The organism is Kitasatospora sp. NPDC041917 (assembly GCF_055589745.1).
The window spans coordinates 61,854-86,759 of the sequence record NZ_JBVJBI010000006.1 but is presented as its reverse complement, the minus strand read 5'-3'; the positions used below and the strand labels follow the sequence as shown (position 1 = coordinate 86,759).

At 73.6% G+C, this 24,906-nt stretch carries 21 protein-coding genes and 2 tRNA genes; 4 read left to right on the top strand and 19 right to left on the bottom strand.

Annotated elements, in window-relative coordinates; genetic code table 11:
• Positions 1-275: 275 nt before the first annotated feature.
• On the bottom strand, positions 276-1,715 hold the full coding sequence (locus tag ACZ6EM_RS09220) for an MFS transporter (protein ID WP_452178650.1): 1,440 nt from the start codon (positions 1,713-1,715) through the stop codon (positions 276-278).
• A 102-nt stretch (positions 1,716-1,817) separates the two neighbouring features.
• On the opposite strand from ACZ6EM_RS09220, the gene ACZ6EM_RS09215 reads away from it, so the two are divergent.
• On the top strand, positions 1,818-2,717 hold the full coding sequence (locus ACZ6EM_RS09215) for a helix-turn-helix transcriptional regulator (protein WP_380543238.1): 900 nt from the start codon (positions 1,818-1,820) through the stop codon (positions 2,715-2,717).
• Positions 2,718-2,781: 64 nt separating this feature from the next.
• On the opposite strand, the gene ACZ6EM_RS09210 is transcribed toward ACZ6EM_RS09215, so the two are convergent.
• The 8 genes from ACZ6EM_RS09210 to ACZ6EM_RS09175 form a co-directional block, all read right to left on the bottom strand.
• Positions 2,782-2,854: transfer RNA gene (locus ACZ6EM_RS09210), tRNA-Ala, on the bottom strand.
• Between the two features lie 43 nt (positions 2,855-2,897).
• Positions 2,898-2,970: transfer RNA gene (locus ACZ6EM_RS09205), tRNA-Ala, on the bottom strand.
• Positions 2,971-3,134: 164 nt separating this feature from the next.
• A complete protein-coding gene (locus ACZ6EM_RS09200) occupies positions 3,135-3,785 on the bottom strand; it encodes a histidine phosphatase family protein (RefSeq protein ID WP_401053796.1) in 651 nt (216 codons plus the stop codon).
• A complete protein-coding gene (gene rsfS, locus ACZ6EM_RS09195; RefSeq protein ID WP_359910971.1) occupies positions 3,782-4,240 on the bottom strand; it encodes a ribosome silencing factor in 459 nt (152 codons plus the stop codon). Before rsfS ends, ACZ6EM_RS09200 begins: the two co-directional genes overlap by 4 nt.
• A gap of 156 nt (positions 4,241-4,396) precedes the next feature.
• On the bottom strand, positions 4,397-6,307 hold the full coding sequence (locus ACZ6EM_RS09190) for an LCP family protein (protein WP_465772159.1): 1,911 nt from the start codon (positions 6,305-6,307) through the stop codon (positions 4,397-4,399).
• Positions 6,308-6,321: 14 nt separating this feature from the next.
• Positions 6,322-6,954, bottom strand: a complete 633-nt coding sequence (nadD, locus tag ACZ6EM_RS09185; protein ID WP_401053795.1) for a nicotinate-nucleotide adenylyltransferase — start codon at positions 6,952-6,954, stop codon at positions 6,322-6,324.
• 123 nt (positions 6,955-7,077) lie between these two features.
• Entirely contained in the window at positions 7,078-7,233 is a 156-nt protein-coding gene (locus tag ACZ6EM_RS09180) for a hypothetical protein (RefSeq protein WP_359910967.1), read from the bottom strand.
• 210 nt (positions 7,234-7,443) lie between these two features.
• The gene (locus ACZ6EM_RS09175; protein ID WP_359910966.1) at positions 7,444-7,590 is read right to left on the bottom strand and encodes a hypothetical protein; all 147 of its coding nucleotides are present in this window, start codon (positions 7,588-7,590) and stop codon (positions 7,444-7,446) included.
• 260 nt (positions 7,591-7,850) lie between these two features.
• On the opposite strand from ACZ6EM_RS09175, the gene ACZ6EM_RS09170 reads away from it, so the two are divergent.
• A complete protein-coding gene (locus ACZ6EM_RS09170) occupies positions 7,851-8,936 on the top strand; it encodes a M48 family metallopeptidase (RefSeq protein WP_380543244.1) in 1,086 nt (361 codons plus the stop codon).
• 102 nt (positions 8,937-9,038) lie between these two features.
• Here ACZ6EM_RS09170 and ACZ6EM_RS09165 read toward each other — a convergent pair whose 3' ends face one another.
• From ACZ6EM_RS09165 to proB, 5 genes are all read right to left on the bottom strand, one after another.
• Entirely contained in the window at positions 9,039-10,100 is a 1,062-nt protein-coding gene (locus ACZ6EM_RS09165; RefSeq protein ID WP_401054937.1) for an SCO2583 family membrane protein, read from the bottom strand.
• A gap of 141 nt (positions 10,101-10,241) precedes the next feature.
• A complete protein-coding gene (locus tag ACZ6EM_RS09160) occupies positions 10,242-10,826 on the bottom strand; it encodes an SCO2584 family spore wall biosynthesis protein (protein WP_387695703.1) in 585 nt (194 codons plus the stop codon).
• Positions 10,827-10,915: 89 nt separating this feature from the next.
• Complete coding sequence (locus tag ACZ6EM_RS09155; protein WP_380543253.1) at positions 10,916-12,238, bottom strand: glutamate-5-semialdehyde dehydrogenase; 1,323 nt, start codon at positions 12,236-12,238, stop codon at positions 10,916-10,918.
• Between the two features lie 154 nt (positions 12,239-12,392).
• A complete protein-coding gene (locus ACZ6EM_RS09150) occupies positions 12,393-12,917 on the bottom strand; it encodes a hypothetical protein (protein ID WP_401053484.1) in 525 nt (174 codons plus the stop codon).
• Positions 12,918-13,091: 174 nt separating this feature from the next.
• Positions 13,092-14,228 (bottom strand): glutamate 5-kinase, encoded by a 1,137-nt coding sequence (proB, locus tag ACZ6EM_RS09145; protein WP_401053482.1) that lies wholly within the window; start codon positions 14,226-14,228, stop codon positions 13,092-13,094.
• Between the two features lie 306 nt (positions 14,229-14,534).
• Here proB and ACZ6EM_RS09140 point away from each other — a divergent pair, with 306 nt between their 5' ends.
• Positions 14,535-15,311, top strand: a complete 777-nt coding sequence (locus tag ACZ6EM_RS09140) for a hypothetical protein (RefSeq protein WP_452178655.1) — start codon at positions 14,535-14,537, stop codon at positions 15,309-15,311.
• A 102-nt stretch (positions 15,312-15,413) separates the two neighbouring features.
• Here ACZ6EM_RS09140 and obgE read toward each other — a convergent pair whose 3' ends face one another.
• The 5 genes from obgE to ACZ6EM_RS09115 form a co-directional block, all read right to left on the bottom strand.
• Positions 15,414-16,895, bottom strand: a complete 1,482-nt coding sequence (gene obgE / locus ACZ6EM_RS09135; protein ID WP_401054816.1) for a GTPase ObgE — start codon at positions 16,893-16,895, stop codon at positions 15,414-15,416.
• A gap of 139 nt (positions 16,896-17,034) precedes the next feature.
• Entirely contained in the window at positions 17,035-17,292 is a 258-nt protein-coding gene (rpmA, locus tag ACZ6EM_RS09130) for a 50S ribosomal protein L27 (protein ID WP_030309712.1), read from the bottom strand.
• Positions 17,293-17,306: 14 nt separating this feature from the next.
• A complete protein-coding gene (gene rplU, locus ACZ6EM_RS09125) occupies positions 17,307-17,624 on the bottom strand; it encodes a 50S ribosomal protein L21 (protein WP_045696828.1) in 318 nt (105 codons plus the stop codon).
• A gap of 227 nt (positions 17,625-17,851) precedes the next feature.
• Positions 17,852-21,538, bottom strand: coding sequence for an Rne/Rng family ribonuclease (locus ACZ6EM_RS09120; RefSeq protein ID WP_465772158.1), 3,687 nt, complete (start codon positions 21,536-21,538; stop codon positions 17,852-17,854).
• A gap of 398 nt (positions 21,539-21,936) precedes the next feature.
• Positions 21,937-22,737, bottom strand: a complete 801-nt coding sequence (locus ACZ6EM_RS09115) for a TIGR03936 family radical SAM-associated protein (RefSeq protein WP_387695373.1) — start codon at positions 22,735-22,737, stop codon at positions 21,937-21,939.
• Between the two features lie 350 nt (positions 22,738-23,087).
• Between ACZ6EM_RS09115 and ACZ6EM_RS09110 the strand changes: the two genes are divergently transcribed.
• Positions 23,088-24,704 carry a recombinase family protein gene (locus tag ACZ6EM_RS09110; protein ID WP_465772157.1) on the top strand — a complete coding sequence of 539 codons (1,617 nt, stop codon included), beginning with the start codon at positions 23,088-23,090 and terminating at the stop codon, positions 24,702-24,704.
• The last annotated feature ends 202 nt before the right edge of the window (positions 24,705-24,906 follow it).

The window sequence follows — 24,906 nt, the reverse complement described above, 5'->3', positions numbered from 1 at the left end:
CATCGACTACTTTACACGGTCCTGGGCGTGCTCCTGAAATCCGTTTCCCGAGGCCCGCACCACGCGCCCCGGGAGCCCCGTCCGCGAAGCCCGGGGGGTCCTTCTTCCGCGCCCCGGGCGTGCACCTCCCGCCCGGGGCGCACGGCAACCGCGTACGCGCCCCGCTGACGTGCCGACCTCCGCCCGCCGCCCGCACCCGACCGCTGCCGTCCGCCCGCACCCGGCTGCCGCGCCGCCGACCGCACCCCACCGCCCTACCGCCGACCGCACCCCCGCTACCGCGCCGCCCGCCGGCCGCGCACCGCGAAGCCCGCGGCCACCAGCACCGCCGCGGCGTCGACCAGCAGCGTGGTCCGCAACGCCGCCCCCGACTCGGCGGCCGGCGCCGGCAGGTCGACCTGGCCGAGGAACACCGAGCCCAGCACCGCGACGCCGATCACCTGGCCGAGCTGGATGACCGTCACCATCACCCCGCTGGCGTCGGCCGCGTCCTCGGGCGCCACCCCCGCGAGCGCCCGGGCGACCAGCGGCGCGTACGCGCAGCCGGCGGCCAGGCCGAGCGCGGCCATCTCCACCAGCGGCCCGGCGCCGATCTCCGCCCCGCCGCCGAGCAGCAGCCCGAGCAGCAGGTAGCCGCCGCCGAGCAGCACCCCGGCGAGCGCCGGCAGGATCCGGTGCAGCCGGCCGGGCAGCCGGTGCCAGTGCATGCTGGACACGCCGAAGCCGACGGCGACGGGCGCCGAGCAGAGCCCGGCCCTCAACGCGGTGTGGCCGAGCCCGGCCTGCTGGTGCAGGGCGAAGGCGAACATGAAGCCCGCGAAGGCCGCCATGATCGCGAACAGTCCGGCGGCCGCGGGGCGCAGCCCCGGCGCGCCCAGCACCCGCCCGGAGATCAGCGGCTGTCCGCCGCGCCGGGCGATCCTGCGCTCGACGGCCACGAACAGGCCGAACAGCAGCACACCGGCCGCGATCATCGCCCAGCCCCAGACGGGCCAGCCCAGCTCGTGGCCGAGGACGAGCGGGACCACCAGCAGGCCGAGGGCCGCACCGAGCACCACCAGGCCGGGGAGGTCGAAGCCCCGGGTGGCGTCGCCGGGCAGCCGGGGCAGCAGCCGGGCGCCGGCCGCGAGCAGCACCACGCCGATCGGCACGTTGACCAGGAACACCGGCCGCCAGCCGCTGCCGAACAGGTCGGCGCTGACCAGGACGCCGCCGAGCACCTGGCCGAGCGCCATGCCGCCGGCCAGCACCGCCGCGTAGAGGCCGAGCGCCCGGACCCGGGCGGCGCCGGTGAAGGTGCGCTGCACCAGGCTCATCACCTGGGGCACCATCAGGGCCGAGCCGGCCCCCTGGAGCAGCCGGAAGGCGATCAGCCAGCCGGTGGCCGGGGCGAGGCCGCAGGCCAGCGAGGCGGCGGTGAAGGCGGCCAGGCCGAGCTGGAAGAGCCGGCTGTAGCCGTACCGGGCGCCGAGCCGGGCGCCGGTGATGAGCAGGACGGCGTAGGCGATGGTGTAGCCGGCGATGACCAGCTGGAGGGCGGCTCCGGAGGCGCCCAGGTCGGTTCTGATGGTGGGGACCGCGACGTTGACGATGGAGACGTCGAGCACGGCCATGAACTGCCCGCACAGGACGAGTGCGAGGAGCAGCCCGGGCCGTACCGCCGGGGCGCCGGTGGTGCCTGCGGCCGCGCGGGGCCGGATCTGAAGGTCCGTCATGGCAGTCAGCCTGGCCCCGTACCGGTACTGGTGGTTAGAGCCTGCCGATCCTGGTACCGGCAGCACCTGTATCGGCGGCCCGGGCTGCGGCACCATGGGGCCATGACCGTCCTGGAGGAACTGCCCGCCGCGGCCGGCGGGCGCGACCGCCGCCGCACCGAACTGGCCCGCTTCCTGAAGGCCTGCCGGGCGCGGGTCACCCCCGAGGACGTGGGGCTGCCGCCGGGGCTGCGCCGCCGTACGCCGGGGCTGCGGCGCGAGGAGGTCGCGCAGCTCGCCGGGGTCGGGGTCACCTGGTACACGTGGCTCGAACAGGGCAGGCCGATCAACGCGAGCGAGCAGGTGCTGCTGGCGGTGGCCCGGGCGCTGCGGCTGGACGGCACCGAGCACGAGCACCTGTTCCGACTGGCCGGGGTGTCCGCCTCGGCGCGGGCGCTGCCGTCGGTGCCGGAGCTGTCGCCGTCGATCCAGGTGATCCTGGACTCGCTGGCCCCGCTGCCGGCGGCGGTCTCCAACACCCGGTTCGACGTGCTGGGCTTCAACGGCCCGTACCGCGCGATGTTCGGCACCGACCGGATGCGCCCGTCGCGCGGGGTGGTGTTCAACAGCCTCTGGTGCATGCTGACCGCCCCGCCGTGCTGCAACCCGTGCGAGAACCGGGAGGAGACCCTGCCGCGGATGGTGGCGGTGCTGCGCTCGGCGTACGGCAAGCACGTGGGCGAGCCGGCCTGGGAGGCGCACGTGCAGCGGATGTCGGCGCGCAGCGAGCTGTTCCGGGAGCTGTGGGACCGCCAGGAGGTCGCGCCGCCGGAGGCCTGGCTGCGGGTGTTCCGCCACCCGGAGGTCGGGGTGCTGCGGCTGAACGCCACCTATCTGACGATGCCGGGCGTGCCCGAGTGCTACATCGTGGTGTACCTGCCGGCCGGCCCGGAGGACCGGGAGCGGGTGGAGCGGCTCGACTCGCTGCCGCCGGGCGGCTGGAGCCACACCTGCGAGGCCTGAGGCCGGCCGGGCCCGGAACGCCGGAAGGCCGCCACCCCTTGGGTGACGGCCTTCCGAACTGCTGTGGAGCTATGGGGAATTGAACCCCAGACCTCTTGCATGCCATGCAAGCGCTCTACCAACTGAGCTATAGCCCCGCGACACGGGCGACCCTGGCTGACCACGACCGCCGATGCGGAGTGGAGCTATGGGGAATTGAACCCCAGACCTCTTGCATGCCATGCAAGCGCTCTACCAACTGAGCTATAGCCCCGCACTCACCGGATCTCCCGCTTCCCTTCCGGGCCGCGTTCCTTCCCTGCGAACGAGGAAGACTCTAGCTGGTCAGGGCCGGAACTGCGAAATCCGCTGCCTCCGGACCCCGGCCGAGGGCCCCGAGAGGCCCCCGGCCCCCGGTGCCGCCCGCACCGGTACCGCTCAGGTGTCGTCGCCGATGACCGGCTGCGGGAGCGTGCCCGCGTTGTGCTCCAGCAGGCGCCAGCCGCGCGTGCCCAGGCCGAGCACCGACCAGCAGCAGTTGGACAGTCCGCCGAAGCGCTCCCACCGGGAGGGCTCCAGTTCGAGCAGCCGCCCGAGCATGGTGCGGATCGTCCCGCCGTGGCTGACCACGACCAGCGTGCCGTTCTCCGGGAGTTTGCCGACGGCCTCCAGGACCACCGGCACCGAGCGGTCGGCGACCTCGGTGGCCAGCTCGCCGCCGCCCCCGCGCCGCACCGGCTCGCCGGCCGCCCAGGCCTCGTACTCCTCCGGGAAGCGCTCGCGGATCTCGGCGTTGGTCAGGCCCTGCCAGGAGCCCGCGAAGGTCTCCCGCAGGCCCTCGTGGTGCTGCACGTCCAGCCCGGTGACCTCGGCCAGCTCCGCGGCGGTGCGCCGGGCCCGCTTGAGGTCCGAGGAGATCAGCAGGTCGGGACGGAGCCCGGAGAGCAGCCGGGCCGCCCGCTGGGCCTGCAGGACGCCCTGGCCGGTCAGCTCGATGTCCGTGGTGCCCTGGAAACGCGATTCGAGGTTCCAGGAGGTCTGGCCGTGCCGCCAGAAGACGATGCGCGGGCCCCGCGCGCCGCGGCTCAGTGCAGATCCTCGGGCTTGCCGAAGTCGTCGGCGGGCGCGACGGCGTTGCCGGCCTCGTCGGTGTGGGCGTCCGGGCGGTTGCGCGAGGCCACGGCGTCCTCGGGCAGCGGCAGCTCGGGGCAGTCCTTCCAGAGGCGGTCCAGCGAGTAGAAGGAGCGCTCCTCGGAATGCTGGACGTGCACGACGATGTCCAGGTAGTCGAGCAGGATCCAGCGGCCCTCGCGCTCGCCCTCGCGGCGCACCGGCTTGATGTCCAGCTGCTCGCGCAGCTGGTCCTCGATCTCCTCGGCGATCGAGCGGACCTGGCGGTCGTTGTTCGCGGAGGCGATCAGGAAGGCGTCGGTGATCGACAGCACCTCGCTGACGTCGAAGGCGATGATGTTGTGCGCGAGCTTGTCGGCCGCCGCCTGCGCGGCGACGGTGATGAGCTGCTGGCTGTGGTCGGTGACGGTCACGGTGTTCTTCCGGCTCGGCGGCTTGGGGTGCCCCGGCGCACGGCCGGGGTCGCCTTCCAGGATCTCACGCCGCCCGGGCGGGCCCGGAACCGTTTTCCGGGCCCGCCCGGGCCACCGCACCGCGACACCCGGACCGCAGGAGCCCGGGCCGCCGCCCTACTGGTTCTTCGGCGGCTGGTAGTCCTTGCCGAGCAGGACCAGCAGGTCCGCGTTCTGGGCGTCGCCGGTCACCTTCTTCACCGCCGTGTCCGGCAGCCCGAGACTGGTCGCCAGCGACTTCGCCGCGCCCTGCCGGGCGTCGTCGGTGTAGCGGATCTCACTGGCCGGCTGCGGAGCCGCCTTGGCGCCGCCCGGGATGAAGGTCAGGCCGGAGTTGACGATCTGGACCTGCGCGGCGGCCGCCGCCGCGTCGTTGCCGGTGGCGTCCTGGAGCGCGACCCGGACCGGGGCGTCGCCGACGGCCGCGGACTTCACGGTGCCGCCCAGCACGTCCTTGACCTGCTTGCCCGCGGTCGCCTCGTCCAGGCTGCCGTCCGGCTTGACGGTCAGCGCCGTGGTGCCGAAGTGGCCGTCCTTCGCCTGCTGGGCGAGCTGGACGAGCACTCCGGCGAGGGCGTCCTCGGGCAGCGAGGGGTCGAGCACCGCGTTCATCCGGTGCACGTCGTCCTTGGCGTCCTTGAACTCGGTCGGCATGGTGCGCACCACCGCGTCCAGGACCTGCCCGAACCGGGCCAGCTGGGCATCCCGGTTCTCACCGGGCGCCTGCCAGGTCGCGTACGCGACCGCGGCCTTCCCGCTGAGCATGGTGTTCTTCCCGGCCGCGGACAGCAGCTTGCCGTCCGGCTTGCCGCCCTCGTGGGTCTCGGCGTTGGTGTCCACCCGGACGCCGCCGAGCTGGGAGACCAGCAGTTCCAGGTACGGGGTGTCCAGCCGCCAGGTGCCGGCCACCGGGGCGCCCAGCACGGTGGACAGGCCCTCGCGGGTCGCCGAGGCGCCGATGCCGTCCATGGACTGGCCGACCGTGCTGACCGGCGGGTCCCCCGGGCCGGGCAACCGCAGGTTGTCGGGCAGCAGCAGCACCGTGCCCTTCTTCCCGGAGGCGTCGTTGACCAGCAGCGCGCTGGACACCTTGCCCTGGAGGTCGCGCAGGTGGACGACGTTGACCTGGCGCCCGCCGGCGGCGGTGGCCGCGGTCGGCTTGTCGCCGGTCAGGAAGAGGTAGCCGCCGACGCCGCCGGCCGCGAGCGCCACCACCGCGCCGAGGCCGATCAGCCGGTTGCGCAGCTTGCGGCGGCGCTCGGCGCGCACCTCGCTGCGGGACTCGGCGAACTTCAGCCAGTCGATGACGTCCTCGGTCTCCTCCGCCTCCTCGTCGACGAAGGTGAACTCGCCCGTGGTGTAACTGTCCTTGGGCGCCTTGCTCCCGGCCTTGCCTGCCTTGCCGGCCTTCCCGGCCCGCGCCCCGGCGACCTGCTCGGACGGCGGCACGGCCTTGGCCGGCACCGCTTCCTCGGCGGGCCGGGGCACCCGCGGACGCGGCGGCGCGGCAGCGGGTGCCGCTGCGGCCGCTGCGGCGGCGGACTGCGCGACGGCCTCGGCCTGCGTCGGCGGCACCGGCGACGGCGCCTGCGGCTCGGCGGCGACCGGGGCGGCGGCCTGGTACGGCTGCTGCTGGTAGCCCTGGTAGCCCTGCTGCTGGTAGCCGTACGGGTCCTGGCCGTACACCGGCTGCCCGTACTGGTCGTACTGCTGGTCGTACTGCTGCTGCTCGTACGACTGCTGCTGCGGCTGCTGTGGTTGCTGCTGCTGCGGCTGCTGCGGGAACTGCCCGCCCTGCTGGTACCCGTCGTACCCCTGGTAGCCCTGCTGCTGGTAGCCGTACGGGTCCTGCCCGTACACCGGCTGCCCGTACTGGTCGTACTGCTGGTCGTACTGCTGCTGCTCGTACGACTGCTGCTGCGGCTGCTGTGGTTGCTGCTGCTGCGGGTTCTGGTAGCCCTGGTACGGCTGCTGGTACTGCCCGGTGGACCAGTCCTCCGGCCGCCGGCCGTCGCTGCGATCAGTCATGCACCGCTCCTGGATCAGTCCCCGCGCGGCGCGTACAGCGCCCGCTTGTCGATGTAGCGGACCACGCCGTCCGGGACGAGGTACCAGACGGGCTCACCCTTGGCGACCCGGTTGCGGCAGTCCGTGGAGGAGATGGCCAGCGCCGGGACCTCCACCAGGGAGACCCCGCCCGCCGGAAGCCCGGCGTCCGACAGAGTGTGCCCCGGGCGGGTGCATCCGATGAAGTGGGCCAGCGAGAAGAGCTCGTCGGAGTCGCGCCAGGAGAGGATCTGGGCGAGCGCGTCGGCGCCGGTGATGAAGAAGAGGTCGGCGTCCGGGTGCAGGGCGTGCAGGTCGCGCAGGGTGTCGACGGTGTACGTCGGGCCCTCGCGGTCGATGTCGATCCGGCTGACCGAGAACTGCGGGTTCTCGGCGGTGGCGATGACCGTCATCAGGTAGCGGTCCTCGGCCGGGGTGACGTGGCGGTCGCTCTTCTGCCACGGCTGCCCGGTCGGCACGAAGATCACTTCGTCCAGGTGGAACGCGCTCGCGACCTCACTGGCGGCGACGAGGTGGCCGTGGTGGATCGGGTCGAAGGTGCCGCCCATCACGCCGAGGCGCTTCTTCACCGGTTCCGGTCCGCCGGGATTCCCGGCCTGCTCTCCCATGCCGCCACACCTTACGCGACACCCGTTACGGTGCGGGAACGGCCGGGTGGGGGTTCTCCGCAGATGCGTGAGGGAGCGGCCGGCCGGTGGCCGGACGCTCCCCGAGCGGTCCGCGCGGCCGGCTCAGCGGTCCCGGTTGAAGCGGGTGGTGATGAAGAGCAGGACCAGCAGGATGAACAGCGCGGCGCCACCGGTCAGGGCCGGGTTCAGGCTGTCGTGGTTGCCCCCCTCGCCCTCGGCGAGAAGGTTCAGAACGGGGAGTGCGGCAGCAGTGCTCATGGTCGGCGGGACCTTCTCGGCTCGGGGAACGGACCTGGGGGTGGTTCCGGGCCGGTGAGGGCCCACCCGTCATCGTACGGGGGGTTACACGGCAACCGCTCGGCGGCCCACCGCCGCTGACCGGGCGTGAGCACGAGCCGGGGGCAAGGGCCGGGAACGGGCCGCGAGCCGGCCGGGAACGGGCCCGGTGACAGGCCCGGGAGGGCGGCCCTAGTTGTTCTTGAAGGCGCGGGCCATGATCCAGACCAGCAGGCCGATGCCCACGAAGGACGCGACCACGATGATCCGCAGGAACAGGCCCGGGCCGGTCTCGTCGGAGATGGGCGCGGCCAGGCTGACAAGCGTGTCGGTGGACATCTGCGGGGGCTCCTCGAACTGCTCGGTACCGCGGCCGGGTCCGGTCTCGGTCGTCCAGGACTCAGGTTAAACCGGCCTCACACCGACGCCGCCCACCGGCCCCGGTGACGCGCCCGCCGCCCCCGGGACGCTCCGCGCGTACGCTGCCCCGGGGACGAGTACGCAACCGCGCGCGTTGCACAGGCAGTCGTTGCAGGCGAAGACCAACGGGGGGCGGGCCAGCGGGCCGCGGCCGCCGTCGACCAGGAGGTACTCAGACCATGACCGACACGACCGTGAAGGCCCCGAGCCGCCGCCGCGAGCGCTTCCCCGGAATCTCCACCCGGGCCTGGGAGCACCCGGCGGACCGCTCGGCCCTGGTCGCGCTGCGCAAGCTCACCGGCTTCGACGACATCCTGAAGAAGCTCGCCGGCCTGGTCTCCGAGCGGGCGATCCGGCTGATGTTCCTGGCCACCGCCGTGAAGACCTCCGAGCGCCAGTTCCCGGAGCTGCACGACATGGTGCGGGACGCCGCCTACGTGCTCGACCTGGAGCAGGTCCCCGACCTGTACGTCTCCCAGGACCCGACGGTCAACGCGTACTGCATCGGCATCGACACCCCGGTCATCGTGGTCACCAGCGGCCTGGTCGAGCTGCTCGACGAGGAGGAGCTGCGCTCCGTCATCGGCCACGAGGTCGGCCACGCGATGTCCGGCCACGCCGTCTACCGGACGATGCTGATGATCCTCACCAACATCGCCACCCGGATCGCCTGGGTGCCGCTGGGCAACCTGGCGATCACCGCGATCATCACCGCGCTCAAGGAGTGGTTCCGCAAGGCGGAGCTGTCCAGCGACCGGGCCGGCCTGCTCGCCGGACAGGACCTCCAGGCGTCCATGCGGGCCCTGATGAAGCTGGCCGGCGGCCACAACCTGGCCGAGATGAACGTCGACGCCTTCCTGGAGCAGGCCGAGGAGTACGAGAAGGCCGGCGATCTGCGCGACGGCGTGCTCAAGGTGCTCCAGCTGCTGCCGCAGACCCACCCCTTCGCGGTGGTGCGGGTCGCCCAGCTGAAGAAGTGGGCGGAGAGCGACGACTACCGCTCGATCGTGGCCGGCGCCTACCCGCGCCGCGCGGACGACCCGGACGCCTCGGTCTCCGAGCAGTGGAAGGCCGCCGCCGACCACTACACCAGCTCGGTCAAGGAGAGCAAGGACCCGCTGATGGGCCTGCTCCGGGACGTCGCCGGCGGCGCGGCGACCGTCGGCGGCAAGCTCCGCGACACCTTCACCGGCGCCGCCGGCCGCAACGGCTCCTCGGGCAACGGCTCCTCGGGATCGGGTTCCGCGGACCGCGACGGCAGCTGACCCCCGGGGCCGCGACGACCGCCGGCCCACCGCGACCGCGACGGCGGCCGGTGTCCCGTCCGGGGCACCGGCCGCCTCGCCGTTCCACGGCCGGGGTACGCCTCAGCCGCCCGCCAGCACCGCGCACACCTGCCAGCCCGGCCGGGCGTGGTTGCCGGGGTCGACCGGCGCCGGCGGCGCGACCGCCGTGCCCTGCGCGGTGGCCAGCACCGGCTGCAGGAAGCCCGCCATCGAGGTGTCGCAGGGCTCCGGACCGGCCTGCACCACCGAGTCCACCAGCCGCAGCTGCGCCGAGGCCAGGTCGACCCGGTCGAACTCGAAGGTCAGCTGCCGCCGCACGGTCTCCAGGGTGACCGGCGCTCCGGCCGGGGCCCCGGCCGGCTTCAGCGCGTAGACGAAGGTGTGGTCGGTGGTGATCTGCAGGGTCCCGCCGTCCGCCTCGTCGATCCGCATCGCGCCGGCCACCTTCACGGTGTTCGAGGCCAGCGCGACCTGCGCCGGGTCGAAGCGGACCATCCAGCCGGTCACCGCGTGGTGCCGGTCGTCCACCGGCTGCGCCACGCTCGCGTCGAACTCCGCCTGCTCACCGGGCGTGACGAAGGCCCGCACGTCGGCGGTGGCGCCCTGGACCAGCGCGGCCGGGGCCAGCGAGGAGGCGACCAGGTAGCGCTGGACGGTGTCGAGCGCCTTGGTCACCTCGACCCGGCTGAAGTGCTCGGTGGCGGCCCCGGTCGGGGTGTTCAGCCCGATCGTGCCGTCCCCGTACCCGGGCTGCAGCGCGGTGAACGGGTCCGCCGGGTCGGCGACCGGGCGGACGGCCGACGCCGGGCTCAACGCGACCAGGCTGACGGTCAGTTGACTGCCCTCGGGCCGCACCGCGGTCCCCCTCGGCGAGCTCACGCCGAAGTACACCGCGGTCCCGAAGGCGAGCAGGATGAGCAGCAGCAGGATGAGCGCCTGGCGCGGGACGGTGCCCAGCGGGCCGAGCCGCACCCGCGGCCGGGTGGCCTTGCCGAAGGAGCCGGCCAGCCGCTCCCGGGCGGACAGTTCCTGGATGCGGGCAGCCCGAACGAACGATTCGTCGAACACGACGGACCGGAATTCGTCCTCGTTGCCGGAACCGCCCTCGGGCGTACCCTCCGGAGGCTCTCGCGGGTCACCCACACCACCAGGGTAGGCCGACACCGGCGCCGCCACGAGGGTGCGGGCGCACATTCCCGGGAACGCTCAGTGACCACCGCCCCCGGGCGTGCGCCCGCGCCCGGGGCGACCGCCCCGGCCCGCCGAAGCCCGCCGAAGCCCGCCCTAGCCCGCCGGCGCCGTGACCACCAGCGGGGGGTCGGCCGGGGCCTGCCCCGGATCGACCCCGGCGCTGCTGGTGCCGGACTCGGGGCGCCGGGGCGCTCCCGCGGAACCGCCCACGCCCTGGTAGATCGCCGCGACCGCGATCGCCACCAGGCCCACGCCCATGATCACGGCGAGCACCCAGGCCACCGGCCGGTGCCACCGCTGCTGGGCCACGTACCGCCCGCGGGAGCGCACCGGGTCGTAGCCGCGTCGCCACCGCCGCCGGACCCGGCGGTCGGCCGCCCGGTCCGGCCCCGACCAGGGATCGGGGTAGAGGTGGTCCGCGTCGAGCCCGCTCGGGTACGGGCGCAGTTCCAGCGGCAGTCCGTCCCCCGCAGGGACGTCACAGCCCCAGCCCGGGCCCGCGGCGTCCGACTCGAACCGGGCCTCGGCGGCGGCGAGTTGCCGCTCCTTGGCGGTCGGCTCGTGCACGGCGGCGGACCGGACGAAGGCCTCATCGAAGACCACGGTGGCGAACTCGTCGTCCGCACCACCGTGGTCGGCGCCGTCGGGGTACGGGAAGCCCCCCACATCCTCAGCCACGGATTCAGCGTATTACCGGCCGGGCGATTTGTCTGTGGCTCCCGGCAGTTGGTCCGTCACACGTGTGACGGACGCCCCTCCCCCGGCGTTCAGCGGCCGTGCGCGTCCCCGCCCACGGTCTGCGCCGCCTCGCCCCGCACGTGCCCGTCACCAGTGACGATGTACTTGGTGCTGGTCAGCTCGGGCAGGCCCATCGGGCCGCGGGCGTGCAGCTTCTGGGTGGAGATGCCGATCTCCGCGCCGAAGCCGAACTCACCGCCGTCGGTGAAGCGGGTCGAGGCGTTGACGGCCACCGTGGTGGAGTCGACCAACCGGGTGAACCGGCGGGCGGCGGCCTGCGAGGTGGTGACGATCGCCTCGGTGTGGCCGGAGGACCAGCGGCGGATGTGCTCGACGGCGGCGTCCAGCGAGGGCACCACCGCGGCGGCCAGGTCCAGCGAGAGGTACTCGGCGCCCCAGTCCTCGTCGGTGGCCGGCACCACGGTGGCCGGGCCGCCCTCGGCGGCCTTCAGCACCGCCTCGTCACCGTGCACCGTCACCCCGGCCTCGGCGAGCGCCGCCAGCGCGAGCGGCAGGAAGGCGTCCGCGACGTCCTGGTGGACCAACAGCGTCTCGGCCGCGTTGCAGACGCTGACCCGCTGCGCCTTGGAGTTCAGCAGGATGCCGACGGCCATCGCCAGGTCCGTCTCGGCGTCCACGTAGACGTGGCAGTTGCCGGTGCCGGTCTCGATCACCGGGACGGTGGAGCCCTCGACCACGGTGCGGATCAGCGAGGCGCCGCCGCGCGGGATCAGCACGTCCACGTGGCCGCGGGCGCGCATCAGCTCCCGCACCGAGTCCCGGCTCTCGCCCGGCACCAGCTGGACCGCGTCGGCGGGCAGCCCGGCCGCGGCGACGGCGTCGCGCACCACGGCGACCAGCGCGGTGTTGGAGCGGTAGGCGGAGGCGGAGCCGCGCAGCAGCACCGCGTTGCCGGACTTGAGGCAGAGCGCGGCGGCGTCCGCGGTGACGTTCGGGCGGGCCTCGTAGATGATGCCGACCACGCCGAGCGGCACCCGGACCTGCCGCACGTCCAGGCCGTTGGGCAGGGTGTAGCCGCGCACCACCTCGCCGACCGGGTCGGGCAGGCCGGCCACGTCGCGCACGTCGGAGGCGATCGCGGCGATCCGCTCCTCGGTCAGGGTCAGCCGGTCGATCACCGACTCGGCCGTGCCGGCCGCCCTGGCCCGCTCCACGTCCTCGGCGTTGGCCGCGACGATCTCGGCGCCGCGGGCCACCAGGGCGTCCGCGACCGCCAGCAACGCGGCGTCCTTCGCGCCGCGCGGCAGCGGGGCGAGCGCGGCGGCGGCCTCCCGGGCTCGGCGCGCTACGGCGAGGACGGGGCTGTCGGCGGTGGCGAGGTCGCTGGTCATGCCGCCAAGGGTAGCGACTGCACCCGCCCCGCCCGGGCGGTATTTCGCCCGGTGAGACGCCGCTCGGCCGGTCCCGGTCCGACGGGGCCGCCCGGCCGCCGGGGGCGGCCCAGTACGGGACGGCTCAGTACGGGACGGCTCAGTACGGGGCGGCTCAGTACGGGTGCACGCCGCCCAGGTGCGGCGGCGGGTCGCCGAAGCCCTCCGCCACCCGTTTGTGGTACGTCGCCCGGTCGACCACCTCCAGCCCGACGATCTCCCAGGGCGGCAGGTTCGCGGTGACCTTGTGCTCGCCCCACAGCCGCAGCGCGATGGCCGCCGCGTCGTGGAGGTCCCGGGCCTGCTCCCAGTAGCGGATCTCCGCGTGGTCGGCGGCGTAGCGGGCGGTCAGGAAGAACGAGTGGTCGTGCGCCAGCTGCTCCAGTGAGGCGCGCAGCGAGGGCAGCGGGGTGACCTGCCCGGCCACGCTCAGCACCACGTGCCACAGCCGCGCCTGCTCGGGCACGGTGGGCGGCTGGGCCGCCCGGTCGCGTTCGGGCCGCAGCCTGCGCACCCCGCCGGGCCTCTGCGGCGGCGGACCGGCCGGCTCGGCGGGGCCGTCCCCGCGCCCGCCGTCGATGCTGGTCAGCCGCCGGCCCGCCGTCCCTGCGGTCAGCGCTGCCTCGCGCCTGCGTTCCACCGGCGGCCTCCTGTTCGGCGATGTCCTGTCGTCCCCACCGGCCCCGTCGGCCCTCGGCCGACCGGTACGGCTGCGCCCCTCCTCGCCCGTGGCCGGGCCGCTCCCGGTACGGAGCGGCCCGCCGTGCGCGCTGCGCCGATCGGCCGGGCGGCCGGTGCCGGCCCGCCGGGCCGGTCAGCCGCGCAGAACGACCAGGTCGTCGCGGTGGACGACCTCGCGCTCGTACGCGGCGCCGAACTCCTGGGCCAGGTCGCGGGTGGACCGGCCGAGCAGGCGGGGCAACTCCCTCGCATCAAAGTTGACCAGTCCGCGAGCCACGATGTGGCCGTTTTCGGCAAGAAGGTCCACCGGATCACCCGCGGCGAACTCCCCGTCGACCTTGGTGACCCCGGCCGGCAGCAGCGAGGCGCCGCCGGAGACGACCGCCCGGACGGCACCCTCGTCCAGGTGCAGCGCCCCGCGCGGGCTGCTCGCGTGGGCCAGCCAGAGCATCCGGTCGGAGGTCCGGCTTCCGGTGCGCAGGAAGAGCGTGCCGGTGGGCCGGCCGGCCAGCGCGTCGGCGGCGTGGCTGGCGGCGGTGAGCACCACCGGGATGCCGGCGCCGGTGGCGATCCGGGCCGCCTCGACCTTGGTGACCATGCCGCCGGTGCCGACCCCGGCCTTGCCGGCGCTGCCGATCTCGATGCCGTCGAGGTCCTGCGGGCCGCGCACCTCGGCGATCCGGCTGGTGCCGGGGCGGGACGGGTCGCCGTCGTACAGGCCGTCCACGTCGGAGAGCAGCACCAGCAGGTCGGCGCGGACCAGGTGGGCGACCAGGGCGGCGAGCCGGTCGTTGTCGCCGAACTTGATTTCGGCGGTGGCGACGGTGTCGTTCTCGTTGACGATCGGCATCGCGCCCATCGCCAGCAGCTGGTCCAGGGTGCGGTAGGCGTTGCGGTAGTGGGCGCGCCGGCTGGCGTCCTCGGCGGTGAGCAGCACCTGGCCGACCCTGATCCCGTACCGGGCGAAGGAGGCGGTGTAGCGGGCGACCAGCAGGCCCTGGCCGACGCTGGCGGCGGCCTGCTGGCGGGCCAGGTCCTTGGGCCGCCCGTCCAGACCGAGCGGGGCCAGACCGGCGGCGATCGCGCCGGAGGAGACGAGCACGACCTCCGGCGCCCCGGGTCGGCCGCGCAGCTTGGCGAGCGCGTCCACCAGGGCGTCGACGCGGTCGGCGTCCAGGCCGCCGGCCGCCGTGGTCAGGGAGGAGGAGCCGACCTTGACGACGATCCGGCGCGCGGTCAGCACCTCGTCCCGCAGAGAGTCCTCGCTCATCTCGCTGTACGCCCTTCCGGTGTGGTGCGGGTACGGCGGGGCCCGGGCCCGGCCGTCACCCCCGCAATCTACGCGATCGGCGCAGGTCACCCGCCGGATGTTTCACCGGCTGGACCCGGCCTGGTCACGGGCCCGCCACAGCCCGTCCGGCAATCCGGATGACTGGTATGGTCCCTGACCGCAAGCCAGATCGGGGGACGGCTTCTTGCCCGCTGGACCCATGTCGTCATCGACCCTTCCTGTCACGACGGGCGGCGCCGCACTGGGCAAAGGCCGGCAACGGTCGCGGCCGTGCGCCCAGGAGAAATGCGCACCATGCGTTCGTACACCACCAAGCTGACCTTCGCCGCGCTCGCGGCGGCCACCGCCCTGTCGCTCGCGGCCTGCGGGCCGGACAACGCCGACCCGGCCGCACCGGCGGGCGGCTCGACCGGTGCCGCTCCGGCGCCGACCAGCGGCGCTCCGGGCACCGCCACCGGGGGTGCCGCCACCGGGGGCACCGCGACCGGCGGCGCGGCCGGCGGTTCGACCGCGGCCCCGTCGGGTGCGGCGACCGGCGGAGCGGCGGCCGGCGGCGCGGGCACCGCCGGTGCGGCGGGCGGTGGGGCCGCCGGCGGAGCCGTCCCGGCGGCCGCCAGCAGCGTGAAGGTCGGCCAGAGCGCCACCGTGGACTTCGCCGACAAGACCTCCAAGGTCGCCACCAAGCTGGAGATCACCGTCACCGGCGTCGAGGTCGGCTCGGTGCAGGACTTCACCGCCGCCAAGATCAGCATCGTCGGCCTGGAAGGCCGCACCCCGGTGTACGTGAGCTACACCATCAAGAACGTCGGGGACGCCAGCCTCTCCTTCACCGCCCCGGACTCGAAGTTCGTCGTCTTCGACACCGCCGGCAAGAAGGGGCTCAACGTCATGACCGCCGCCACCCCGCTGCCCAAGTGCACCGGGGCGAAGTTCCAGGGCGTGACCAAGGGCGCCGAGACCAAGGGCTGCACCATCATCTCCATCCCCGGGAACACCCCGGCCGCGGTCGGCTACACCGACCTGGCCGACCCGCTGAAGCTCCAGGCCTCCTGGACCAAGTGACGCCCGGTCACCGCTGAACACGCGGACGGCCCCCGCCACCTTCGACAGGTGACGGGGGCCGTCCGACAGCGGCCCCGGGGACGGGCCTCAGGACTCCGAGGCTCAGTGGTCCTCGTCGTCGTCGCCCTCGATGGCGGCCTGGCGGCCGCTGGAGAGCGCCTCGAAGGCGAGGAACTCGGACTCGGCCGCGTCCCGGCCCTTCTGCTTCTCGCGGCGGCGGTCGACCGCCGGGCGCGGGTTCTCGAAGCGGTGGTCCTCACCGCGACGGCCGAGCATCTCGGCACCGGCGGCCATGGTCGGCTCCCAGTCGAAGACGACGGCGTTCTCCTCGGGGCCGATGACGACGGTGTCGCCCTCGTGCGCCCCGATCTTCCACAGCTCCTGCTCGATCCCGAGGCGGGCCAGCCGGTCGGCGAGGTAGCCGACGGCCTCGTCGTTGCTGAAGTCGGTCTGGCGGACCCAGCGCTCCGGCTTGACGCCGCGGATGTGGTACGCGCCGTCCTCCTCGGTGATGGTGAAGCCGGCGTCGTCGACGGCCTTGGGCCGCAGCACGATCCGGGTCGACTCCTCGGCCGGCTTGGCGGCACGCGCCTCGGCGACGATCCCGGCCACGGCGAAGCTCAGCTCGCGCAGGCCCTTGCGGGAGGCGGCGGAAACCTCGAACACCCGGTAGCCGCGCTCCTCCAGGGAGGCGCGGGTCAGGTCGGCGATGTCCTGGCCGTCCGGGACGTCCACCTTGTTGAGCGCGACCAGGCGCGGGCGGTCGTCCAGGCCGCCGTACTCGGCGAGCTCGGCCTCGATGGTCTCCAGGTCGGTCAGCGGGTCGCGGCCGGGCTCCAGGGTGGCGCAGTCCAGCACGTGCACCAGCACCGAACAGCGCTCCACGTGGCGCAGGAACTCCAGGCCCAGGCCGCGGCCCTGGCTGGCGCCCGGGATCAGGCCGGGCACGTCGGCGATGGTGTAGACGGTGTCGCCCGCGGTGACCACCCCGAGGTTGGGGATCAGGGTGGTGAACGGGTAGTCCGCGATCTTCGGCTTGGCGGCGGAGAGCACCGAGATCAGCGAGGACTTGCCCGCGCTCGGGTAGCCGACCAGGGCCACGTCGGCGACGGACTTGAGCTCCATGACGATGTCACGGGCCTCACCGGGCTCGCCGAGCAGCGCGAAGCCGGGCGCCTTGCGGCGGGCCGAGGCCAGCGCGGCGTTGCCGAGGCCGCCGCGGCCGCCCTGGGCGGCGACGAAGCTGGTGCCGTGCCCGACCAGGTCGGCCAGCACGTTGCCGTTGCGGTCCAGCACCACGGTGCCGTCCGGCACCAGCAGGACGAGGTCCTCGCCGAGCGCGCCGGTGCGGTTGCCACCCGCGCCCGGCTTGCCGTTGGTGGCCTTGCGCTTGGGCGAGTGGTGGTACTCCAGCAGGGTGGTGACCTGCGAGTCCACGGTGAGGATGACGCTGCCGCCCTCACCGCCGTTGCCGCCGTCCGGGCCGCCGAGCGGCTTGAACTTCTCGCGGTGCACGGAGGCGCAGCCGTGGCCCCCGTTACCCGCGGCGACATGAAGTTCGACGCGGTCCACGAAGGTGGTCATGGGTGTGCCTCCAGTGCGCGAGAGTCTGCTTGCTACCTGCGTAAAGCGTGAAGGGTGGACCGGAGAATTCCGGCCCACCCTTCACTGTGAGTCTTGTCCGACCCGGTGGGTCTTCTCAGACTCGGGAGTCCGCGGGGACTCAGGCCTCGACGGCCACGATGTTGACGACCTTGCGGCCACGACGGGTGCCGAACTGCACCGCACCGGCGGTCAGCGCGAACAGGGTGTCGTCGCCACCGCGACCGACACCGGCACCCGGGTGGAAGTGGGTGCCGCGCTGGCGGACGAGGATCTCGCCGGCGGAGACGACCTGGCCACCGAAGCGCTTCACGCCGAGGCGCTGGGCGTTCGAGTCACGGCCGTTACGAGTAGAGCTTGCGCCCTTCTTGTGTGCCATTTTTCGCTATCCCCTTACTTGCTGACCGAGTCGATGCTCGTGATGCGCACCGCGGTGTGCTGCTGACGGTGACCCTGGCGACGGCGGTAGCCGGTCTTGTTCTTGTAACGCAGGATGACGATCTTGTCACCCTTGGTCTGGTCGACCACCTCGGCGTGAGCCTTCACGCCGGCCAGGACCCACGGGTCGGAGGTGACGGCGTCACCGTCGACGACGAGGATGGTCGAGAGCTCGACCGAGTCACCCGGCTTGGCCTCGATACGGTCGATCTCCAGCACGTCGCCCACGGCGACCTTGTGCTGGCGGCCGCCTGCGCGAACGATCGCGTACATGCGGTACCTGCTTTCCTTGCTCGGTCGGAACCCCCGACGCCAGCCACCTGGGTACGGACACAGGAGCCTCTCCCCGGCCCTCCGCGCGAACGCGGCGACCCGGGAAGGTGATGTGCTCGGGAGCATGGCGTAGACACGCCGATGGTCAAGAATACGGACCGGCCGCCCGGGGGGCAAACCGGCCCGTACGACCCGGGGCGGGATCACTCCCGCCCCGGGCGTGGGCACTACTCGGACGCCGTATCACCCTCGGCGGCCGCGGCCTTCTTGGCCGCCGCGCTCGTCCGCTTGGTGGCGGTCTTGCGGGCGGTGGTCTTCTTGGCCGCCGTGGTGGTCTTCTTGGCGGCGGTCTTCTTCGCGACGGTCTTGCGGGCGGCCCGCTTCTTCGGCGCCGGCGCCTCCTCGGCCGGAGCCTCGCCGGCCTCGGCGGCCTCCGTGGCCTCGGGAGCCTCCGTGGCCTCGGGGGCGTCGGCGACGACCGCGGTCTCCGCGACCACGACCGGCTCACCCGGCGCCTCGGCGACGGCCTCGGCGGCGGCTTCCGCGACCGCCGGGGCGGCGGCCTCCAGGGCCGCCTCCAGCGCCGCCTCGGCCTTGGCCTGGAGCACCACGATCTCGGCGGTGTCCGGGGAACCCGCCGGAGCGGTCGCCTTGCGCACCGCGCGGCGACGCGGACGGCCCGCCGGAGCGGCGGCCGGGGCCTCGGCCACGGGGGCCTCGACGGTCGGCGCGGCCGCCTCCGCCGGAGCCTCGACGCCCGGGACCTCCAGGGCCAGCTGGCCCTCGATCTCCTCGCGCACCGGCTCGGCGACGTCCTCCGCCGACTCGGACAGGATGGTCACCACGGGCTCGACGGCCTGCGGCTCCTCCTGGCCCGCGCCGCCCTTGCCGCGGCGACGGCGCTTGCCGCCGCCCGCACCGGCCTCGCCCGCCGCCACGGGGGCGTGGACGTGGGCGCTCGGCTGCTCCATGTGGACGATCACGCCGCGGCCGTTGCAGTGCACGCACGGCTCGGAGAAGGACTCCAGCAGGCCCTGGCCGACCCGCTTGCGGGTCATCTGGACCAGGCCCAGCGAGGTGACCTCGGCCACCTGGTGCTTGGTCCGGTCCCGGCCCAGGCACTCCAGCAGGCGGCGCAGCACCAGGTCGCGGTTGGACTCCAGCACCATGTCGATGAAGTCGATCACGATGATGCCGCCGAGGTCGCGCAGCCGCAGCTGGCGCACGATCTCCTCGGCCGCCTCGATGTTGTTCCGGGTGACCGTCTCCTCCAGGTTGCCGCCCTGGCCGACGAACTTCCCGGTGTTGACGTCGATGACGACCATCGCCTCGGTGCGGTCGATCACCAGCGAACCGCCGCTGGGCAGCCAGACCTTGCGGTCCAGCGCCTTCATCAGCTGCTCGTCGATCCGGTAGGTGGCGAACACGTCCACCTCGGAGGTCCACCGCTGGAGCCGCTCGGCGAGGTCCGGGGCCACGTTGGAGACGTACTCGTGGATGGTCTTCCACGCCTCGTCGCCGGAGACGATGACCTTGCTGAAGTCCTCGTTGAAGATGTCGCGGACGACCCGGACGGTCATGTCCGGCTCGCCGTACAGCAGCGCCGGGGCGTTGCCGGTCGCGGCCTTCTTCTGGATGTCCTCCCACTGCTGCTGGAGGCGCTGGACGTCGCGGGTCAGCTCCTCCTCGGAGGCGCCCTCGGCGGCGGTGCGCACGATGACGCCCGCGTCGTCCGGGACGATCTTCTTGAGGATCTGCTTCAGCCGGGCGCGCTCGTTCTCCGGGAGCTTGCGCGAGATGCCCGTCATCGAGCCCTCGGGCACGTACACCAGGTAGCGGCCGGGCAGCGAGATCTGGCTGGTCAGGCGGGCGCCCTTGTGGCCGATCGGGTCCTTGGAGACCTGCACCAGCACGGACTGGCCGGACTTCAGCACCGACTCGATCCGGCGCGGGCCGCCGTGGCCGCCCAGCGCGCCGAAGTTGACCTCACCGGCGTACAGCACCGCGTTGCGGCCCTTGCCGATGTCGACGAAGGCGGCCTCCATCGACGGCAGCACGTTCTGGACCTTGCCCAGGTAGACGTTGCCGACGTACGAGGTGGCCTGCTCCTTGTTGACGTAGTGCTCGACCAGCACGCCGTCCTCAAGGACGCCGATCTGGGTGCGCTGGCCGCTCTGGCGCACCACCATGACGCGCTCGACCGACTCGCGGCGGGCCAGGAACTCGGCCTCGGTGATGATCGGCACCCGGCGGCGGCCCAGCTCGCGGCCCTCGCGGCGGCGCTGCTTCTTGGCCTCCAGTCGGGTCGAGCCCTTGATGGACTGCACCTCGTCCGGGTCGAAGGACGGCTCGGTGGAGCGGCGGCGCGGCTCGCGCACCTTCACCACCGTGCGGACGCCGTCCTCGGTGGTCTCGGCGGCCTCGACGGCGCCGGCCTCACCGCTGCGGCGGCGGCGACGACGGCGGCGACGCGACGAGGACAGGCCGGCGGCCAGGTCGTCGTCCTCCTCGCCCTCGTCCTCGGCGACGGCCTCGGCCGACTCCTCGGCGGCGGGCTGCTCGGTCTCGACGGCCTCGGCGGCCTCGAACTCCTCGGCCTCGCCACGACGGCGGCGGCGGCCACCCCGGCGGCGACGGCGCGACGGACGGCCGTCGTCCTCCCACTCGCCCTCGGTCTCCGGACCGGCGACGGGGGCCTCCACGGCGGGCGCCTCGGCGACCGGGGCCTCGACGACCGGCGCGGCCTCGACCGGGGCCTTCACGGGGGCCTTCGCCGGCGCCTTCGCCTGGGCCTTCGCCTGGGCCTGGGCCTTCGCCTGGGCGGCCGGCTTGCGACGGGTCGGCTCGACCCGGGTACGGACCCGGCGGCGACGGCCGACACCGCTGTACTCGAACTCGTCGTCCTCCTCCGTGCGCTCGGCCACGGCCGGGGCCTCGGCCTGCACCGGGGCGGCGACGGGCTGCTGCGGCGCGGCCGCGGTGGCCGGCGCGGACGGCGTGGACGGCGTGGACGGCGCGACGAAGGGAGCCGGCTCCTGGAACACCGGCGCCTGGAAGACCGCGGTGGCCGGGCGCACGGCGCGGCGGCGCACCCGGTGGTGCGGCTCGGCGGGGGCCTCGGTGACGGGGGCCTCAGGGGCGGCGGCCTCGACGGCCTCCTCCTCGGGCTCCTCCGCGGCGGCGGGCTCCTCGGCCTGCGGCGCCTCGGCGACGGGCTCCTCCACCGGGGCCTCGACGACCGGCGCGGCCTCGACCACGCGACGGCGGCGGGGGCGGCGGGCCGGAGCGGCCGGGGCCTCCTCGGCCACCGGCTCGGCGGCGGGGGCCTCGGGGGCAGCGGCCTCCACGACCGGCGCCTCGACGACCGGCGCCTCGGCCTCGGTCGTGGGAGCACCGGCGGGCGCCTCCGCGCGCTTGCGGGTGCGCCGGGCCCGGGCGGGCTTCTCGGCGACGGCCTCGGCGACCTCGGCGACCTCGGCCTTCTCCGCCTTCTCGGTCTTGCCCGCCTTGGTGGCCCTGGTGGCCCTGGTGGCCTTCGCGGGCTTCTCGGCGGCGGGCTCGGCCGCCGGGGCCTGCGCCGTCTCCGGAGCGGTCACCACGATCGGGGTGGCCTCCGGCGCCCCGGCCGGGGCCTCGGCGCGCTTGCGGGTCCGGCGGGCCCGGACCGGCTTCTCGGCGGCGGGCTCGGCCGCCGGCTCCACGGCCGGAGCCGGGGTGGCCGCGGCGGTCGGCGTCTCGGCCGGCAGCACCGTCTCGGCCGCCTCGGCGGCCGCACCCTGCGGGGTGCCCGCCGGGCGGGACACCGCGCGGCGACGACGGCGCGGCGGCGCGGCGGACGCGCCCTCGCCACCGGTCGCGGCGGTTTCGTTCTGGTCCGTGGCCGCAGTCTGCTGCGGATCGGTGTTATCGAGCATGCGGGTGGATCTCCCGTCAGGCCCCCGGGCTCCACATCCGGGCACGGCACGGCACCGCTGGGCGGCCGGCATCGCGACGATGCCCGGACCGGACCCTTTTGACGGTGCCGCCGCGCGGACGCGACGCCGCACAGGGGCTCGTAGTCTCGCTCGGCGCCCCGCGCTCGGCGGGGTGTCGAAAGTCTTCTGGTTCTGACCAGTCTTCTGAGGTTTTCCCAAGCTGCGCCGTCCCCCAACCCCGGGTGGCTCCCGGACGGGGTCCCGGACCGGCCGACCTTCCTGGTCGGCAGGCCCCGGGTGGCAGGCCTGTGCTGCGACGACGCTCGCTCCCCTGGGGAGCCGCGGGAACCCTGGAGGACCGTCGGGTCCAGTGAGGCACTGGACCCGGCCTCCCCCCGCTAGGCGGACGCGGTAGCGTGCGGCCCCACGGCCGGCTCCGAGCCGACCGGGGCCGCCGCGCGGTCGAGCGCCAGCGGGTCGGTCACCGTGCCGGTCTCCTCGTCGAGCGGCCCCTGCGCCAGCCTGGTCACCTCTGCGGGGACCGGCGGCGCCAGGTCGGCCGTCGCACGGAGACCGGACAATACGTCGTCGGGTCGTACGGCGGGTGTGGCGTGTCGTACTACCAGGCGCAGTATCGCACAGGGACGGCCGGTCCGAACATCGCGGTCGGTTCCGGGCCCGGCGTCCGCACCGGCCTCGACCTGGGCCGGGACGGCTTCAAGCGCCGCCACCGCGCCCCGCGCGTCGAAGACCCGCAGGCCGTTCTTGGTGCGGCGCTCGACCTCGACCCGCTCGGCGGCGAGGAAGCGCGCGACCGCCTCGGCGGCCACGTCGGGCTCCACGCCGTCCAGTCGGAGCAGCCACTCGGAGGCCTCCAGGCGCTCCACGAAGTTCGGCGTCCGGACCTCGACCGCGTCGATCACGTCCAGGCCGGCCGGCAGCGACTCGTCCAGCTGCGCCCGCAGCTGCTCGGGGTCGCGGACCGCGGCCAGGCCGATCTCCAGGTACTCCGCCTCGCTCGCCACCCCGGTCGGGGCCGCGTTGGCGTAGGAGACCTTCGGGTGCGGGGTGAAGCCGGCCGAGTAGGCCATCGGAACGGCGGACCGGCGCAGGGCGCGCTCGAAGGCGCGCTGGAAGTCGCGGTGGCTGGTGAAGCGGAGCCGGCCGCGCTTGGTGTAGCGGAGACGAATCCGCTGCACCGTCGGCGCGGGCGGCGGACCGTCGGGCGTACGGCGTGCCAGGGTCGCTCAGTCCTTAGTCAGTTGTCCCCGTCCGGTGCGGCGTCTTCCCGCCACTGTCCGGACTCTGTCACCTCAAAGGGTACGCGCCCCGCGCTCCCCCTCGCTCCGCCCCTGGTCAGCCTCCGCTCCACCGCACGCCGCGACCCCCGGCCGGAACGTTCCGGCCGGGGGTCGCGGGATGGGGGACGCGCTACTTGTTGACCACCGTCAGGGGGAGCATCTTCTTGCCGGTGGGGCCGATCTGGATGCTGGTGTCCATCTGGGGGCACATAGACACAGAGCCAAAAGGCTCGCTAGCGTCCTCGGACATGGGACGAGGTGCGAAGCGCGCCGTATCGGCGCAGCGACAGCAGCAGTACGACGTGGACGCCGAGTGGTCGCCGGCGGACCTCAGACTCCTGAAGGACCTGAAGCAGGCGGAGACGCTCCTGCCCGAGGACGCTCCGCGGGCTCTCCTCTCCATCCGGCTCAGCGTGCTCACGGACGAGACCACGTCGCCGGTGCGCCAGGAGCTGGACCTACGGATGCTGGCCCGCGACATGGGCGTGCGGGTCATCGGAGTGGCGAGCGACCTCAACGTGAGCGCCACGAAGGTGCCGCCGTGGAAGCGCAAGCAGCTCGGGGACTGGCTGAACAACCGGGCGCCCGAGTTCGACGTCCTGCTGTTCTGGAAGCTGGACCGCTTCGTGCGCCGCCTCTCGGACCTCAGCACCATGATCGAGTGGTGCCTGAAGTACGGGAAGAACCTCGTCTCCAAGAACGACGCGATCGACCTGACCACCGTGGTCGGCAAGGTGATGATCACGCTGATCGGCGGGATCGCGGAGATCGAGGCGGCGAACACCTCCACCCGGGTCACCAGCCTCTGGGACTACGCCAAGACCCAGGCGGAGTGGCTGGTCGGCAAGCCGGCCTACGGCTACAAGACGGTCGTGGACGAGACCGGCAAGACCGTCCTGGCCATCGATGAGACCGCCTACAAGGTGCTGCACTGGAGTCGGCGCCGGGCATCGAAGATCTCCGCGTCCCACCAGGTGCGGATCATCAAGCGCGCGGGCGTACCCGGCTCCGAAGGGCTCACCACGTCGACCCACCTCCGGAGGCTCCGGAACCCCGCCCTCATGGGGTACCGGGTAGAAGAGGACAAGAGCGGCGTCGGCCGCCGGTCGAAGCAGATCCTCGGCAAGGACGGCAAGCCGATCAAGGTCGCCGAGCCGATCTTCACGGAGGACGAGTTCGCACAGCTCGGCAGGGACCTCGACAGGTGGGGAAAGAACCAGCCCACCCGGCAGGAGGGCGGTGCCACCAAGTTCCTCGGAGTCTTCGAGTGCGAGGACTGCAACACCAACATCACGGTGCAGGTCACGACGACCAAGGGCGTCCAGTACAAGTACATGCGGTGCAGCGGCTGCAAGGGCGGCGGGGCCGGGGTCAACGATCCGGACGGGGTGTACGCCGCCCTCGTCCAGGACGTGCTCAAGGTGCTCGGTGACGAGCCGGTCCTGGTCCGCGAGTACGCCAAGGGCACCGAGGCGCTGAAGAGGAAGAAGCAGCTGGAGGAGTCCGTCTCGTACTACATGAAGGGCCTGGAGCCCGGCGGACGCTTCGCGCGCACCACCTTCACGCGCGAGCAGGCCGAGGAGACGCTGAACCAGCTCATCGACGAGTTGGAGGCTATCGACCCCGAGTCCACCCAGGACCGGTGGATCAACGCGGCCAACGGCAAGACCTTCCGTGAGCACTGGGAGGCCGGCGGCATGGAGGCCATGGCGGCCGACCTCCGCCGGGTGGGCGTCACCTGCAAGGTCACCCGCACGAAGGTCCCGGGCCAGCGGCAGCCGGCCGTGCACCTCAAGCTCAGGATCCCCAAGGACTACCGCGATCGCCTGGTCATCAAGGAGGACGACTTCGCGAGCAAGCTCTGAGGCAACGGCAGCCCCCACCATCGTGGCGGGGGCTGCCGTGATCAGTGCTTGGCGGAGTCGTACGGCTCTTCGTGGCCCTCATCGTCCACGATAACGATCTCGCTCTCGATGGTCGGAGCTCGGAGCGCCTTCGGTCGTGCGAGCGGCACGGGTAACGCCTGCCTCGGATCGTTCGAGGCCTTGAGCCCTGCGCGCTGGGCTC

What these genes read in the sequence shown, in the direction of transcription:
- ACZ6EM_RS09215 (WP_380543238.1), top strand. Translation starts at nt 1,818, where the DNA reads ATGACCGTCCTGGAGGAACTGCCCGCCGCGGCCGGCGGGCGCGACCGC.
- nadD (WP_401053795.1), bottom strand. Translation starts at nt 6,954, where the DNA reads ATGGGAGAGCAGGCCGGGAATCCCGGCGGACCGGAACCGGTGAAGAAG.
- proB (WP_401053482.1), bottom strand. Translation starts at nt 14,228, where the DNA reads ATGAGCGAGGACTCTCTGCGGGACGAGGTGCTGACCGCGCGCCGGATC.
- ACZ6EM_RS09110 (WP_465772157.1), top strand. Translation starts at nt 23,088, where the DNA reads ATGGGACGAGGTGCGAAGCGCGCCGTATCGGCGCAGCGACAGCAGCAG.
- rpmA (WP_030309712.1), bottom strand. Translation starts at nt 17,292, where the DNA reads ATGGCACACAAGAAGGGCGCAAGCTCTACTCGTAACGGCCGTGACTCG.
- obgE (WP_401054816.1), bottom strand. Translation starts at nt 16,895, where the DNA reads ATGACCACCTTCGTGGACCGCGTCGAACTTCATGTCGCCGCGGGTAAC.
- rplU (WP_045696828.1), bottom strand. Translation starts at nt 17,624, where the DNA reads ATGTACGCGATCGTTCGCGCAGGCGGCCGCCAGCACAAGGTCGCCGTG.
- ACZ6EM_RS09170 (WP_380543244.1), top strand. Translation starts at nt 7,851, where the DNA reads ATGACCGACACGACCGTGAAGGCCCCGAGCCGCCGCCGCGAGCGCTTC.
- ACZ6EM_RS09140 (WP_452178655.1), top strand. Translation starts at nt 14,535, where the DNA reads ATGCGCACCATGCGTTCGTACACCACCAAGCTGACCTTCGCCGCGCTC.
- ACZ6EM_RS09190 (WP_465772159.1), bottom strand. Translation starts at nt 6,307, where the DNA reads ATGACTGATCGCAGCGACGGCCGGCGGCCGGAGGACTGGTCCACCGGG.
- ACZ6EM_RS09155 (WP_380543253.1), bottom strand. Translation starts at nt 12,238, where the DNA reads ATGACCAGCGACCTCGCCACCGCCGACAGCCCCGTCCTCGCCGTAGCG.
- ACZ6EM_RS09120 (WP_465772158.1), bottom strand. Translation starts at nt 21,538, where the DNA reads ATGCTCGATAACACCGATCCGCAGCAGACTGCGGCCACGGACCAGAAC.
- ACZ6EM_RS09180 (WP_359910967.1), bottom strand. Translation starts at nt 7,233, where the DNA reads ATGAGCACTGCTGCCGCACTCCCCGTTCTGAACCTTCTCGCCGAGGGC.
- ACZ6EM_RS09220 (WP_452178650.1), bottom strand. Translation starts at nt 1,715, where the DNA reads ATGACGGACCTTCAGATCCGGCCCCGCGCGGCCGCAGGCACCACCGGC.
- ACZ6EM_RS09175 (WP_359910966.1), bottom strand. Translation starts at nt 7,590, where the DNA reads ATGTCCACCGACACGCTTGTCAGCCTGGCCGCGCCCATCTCCGACGAG.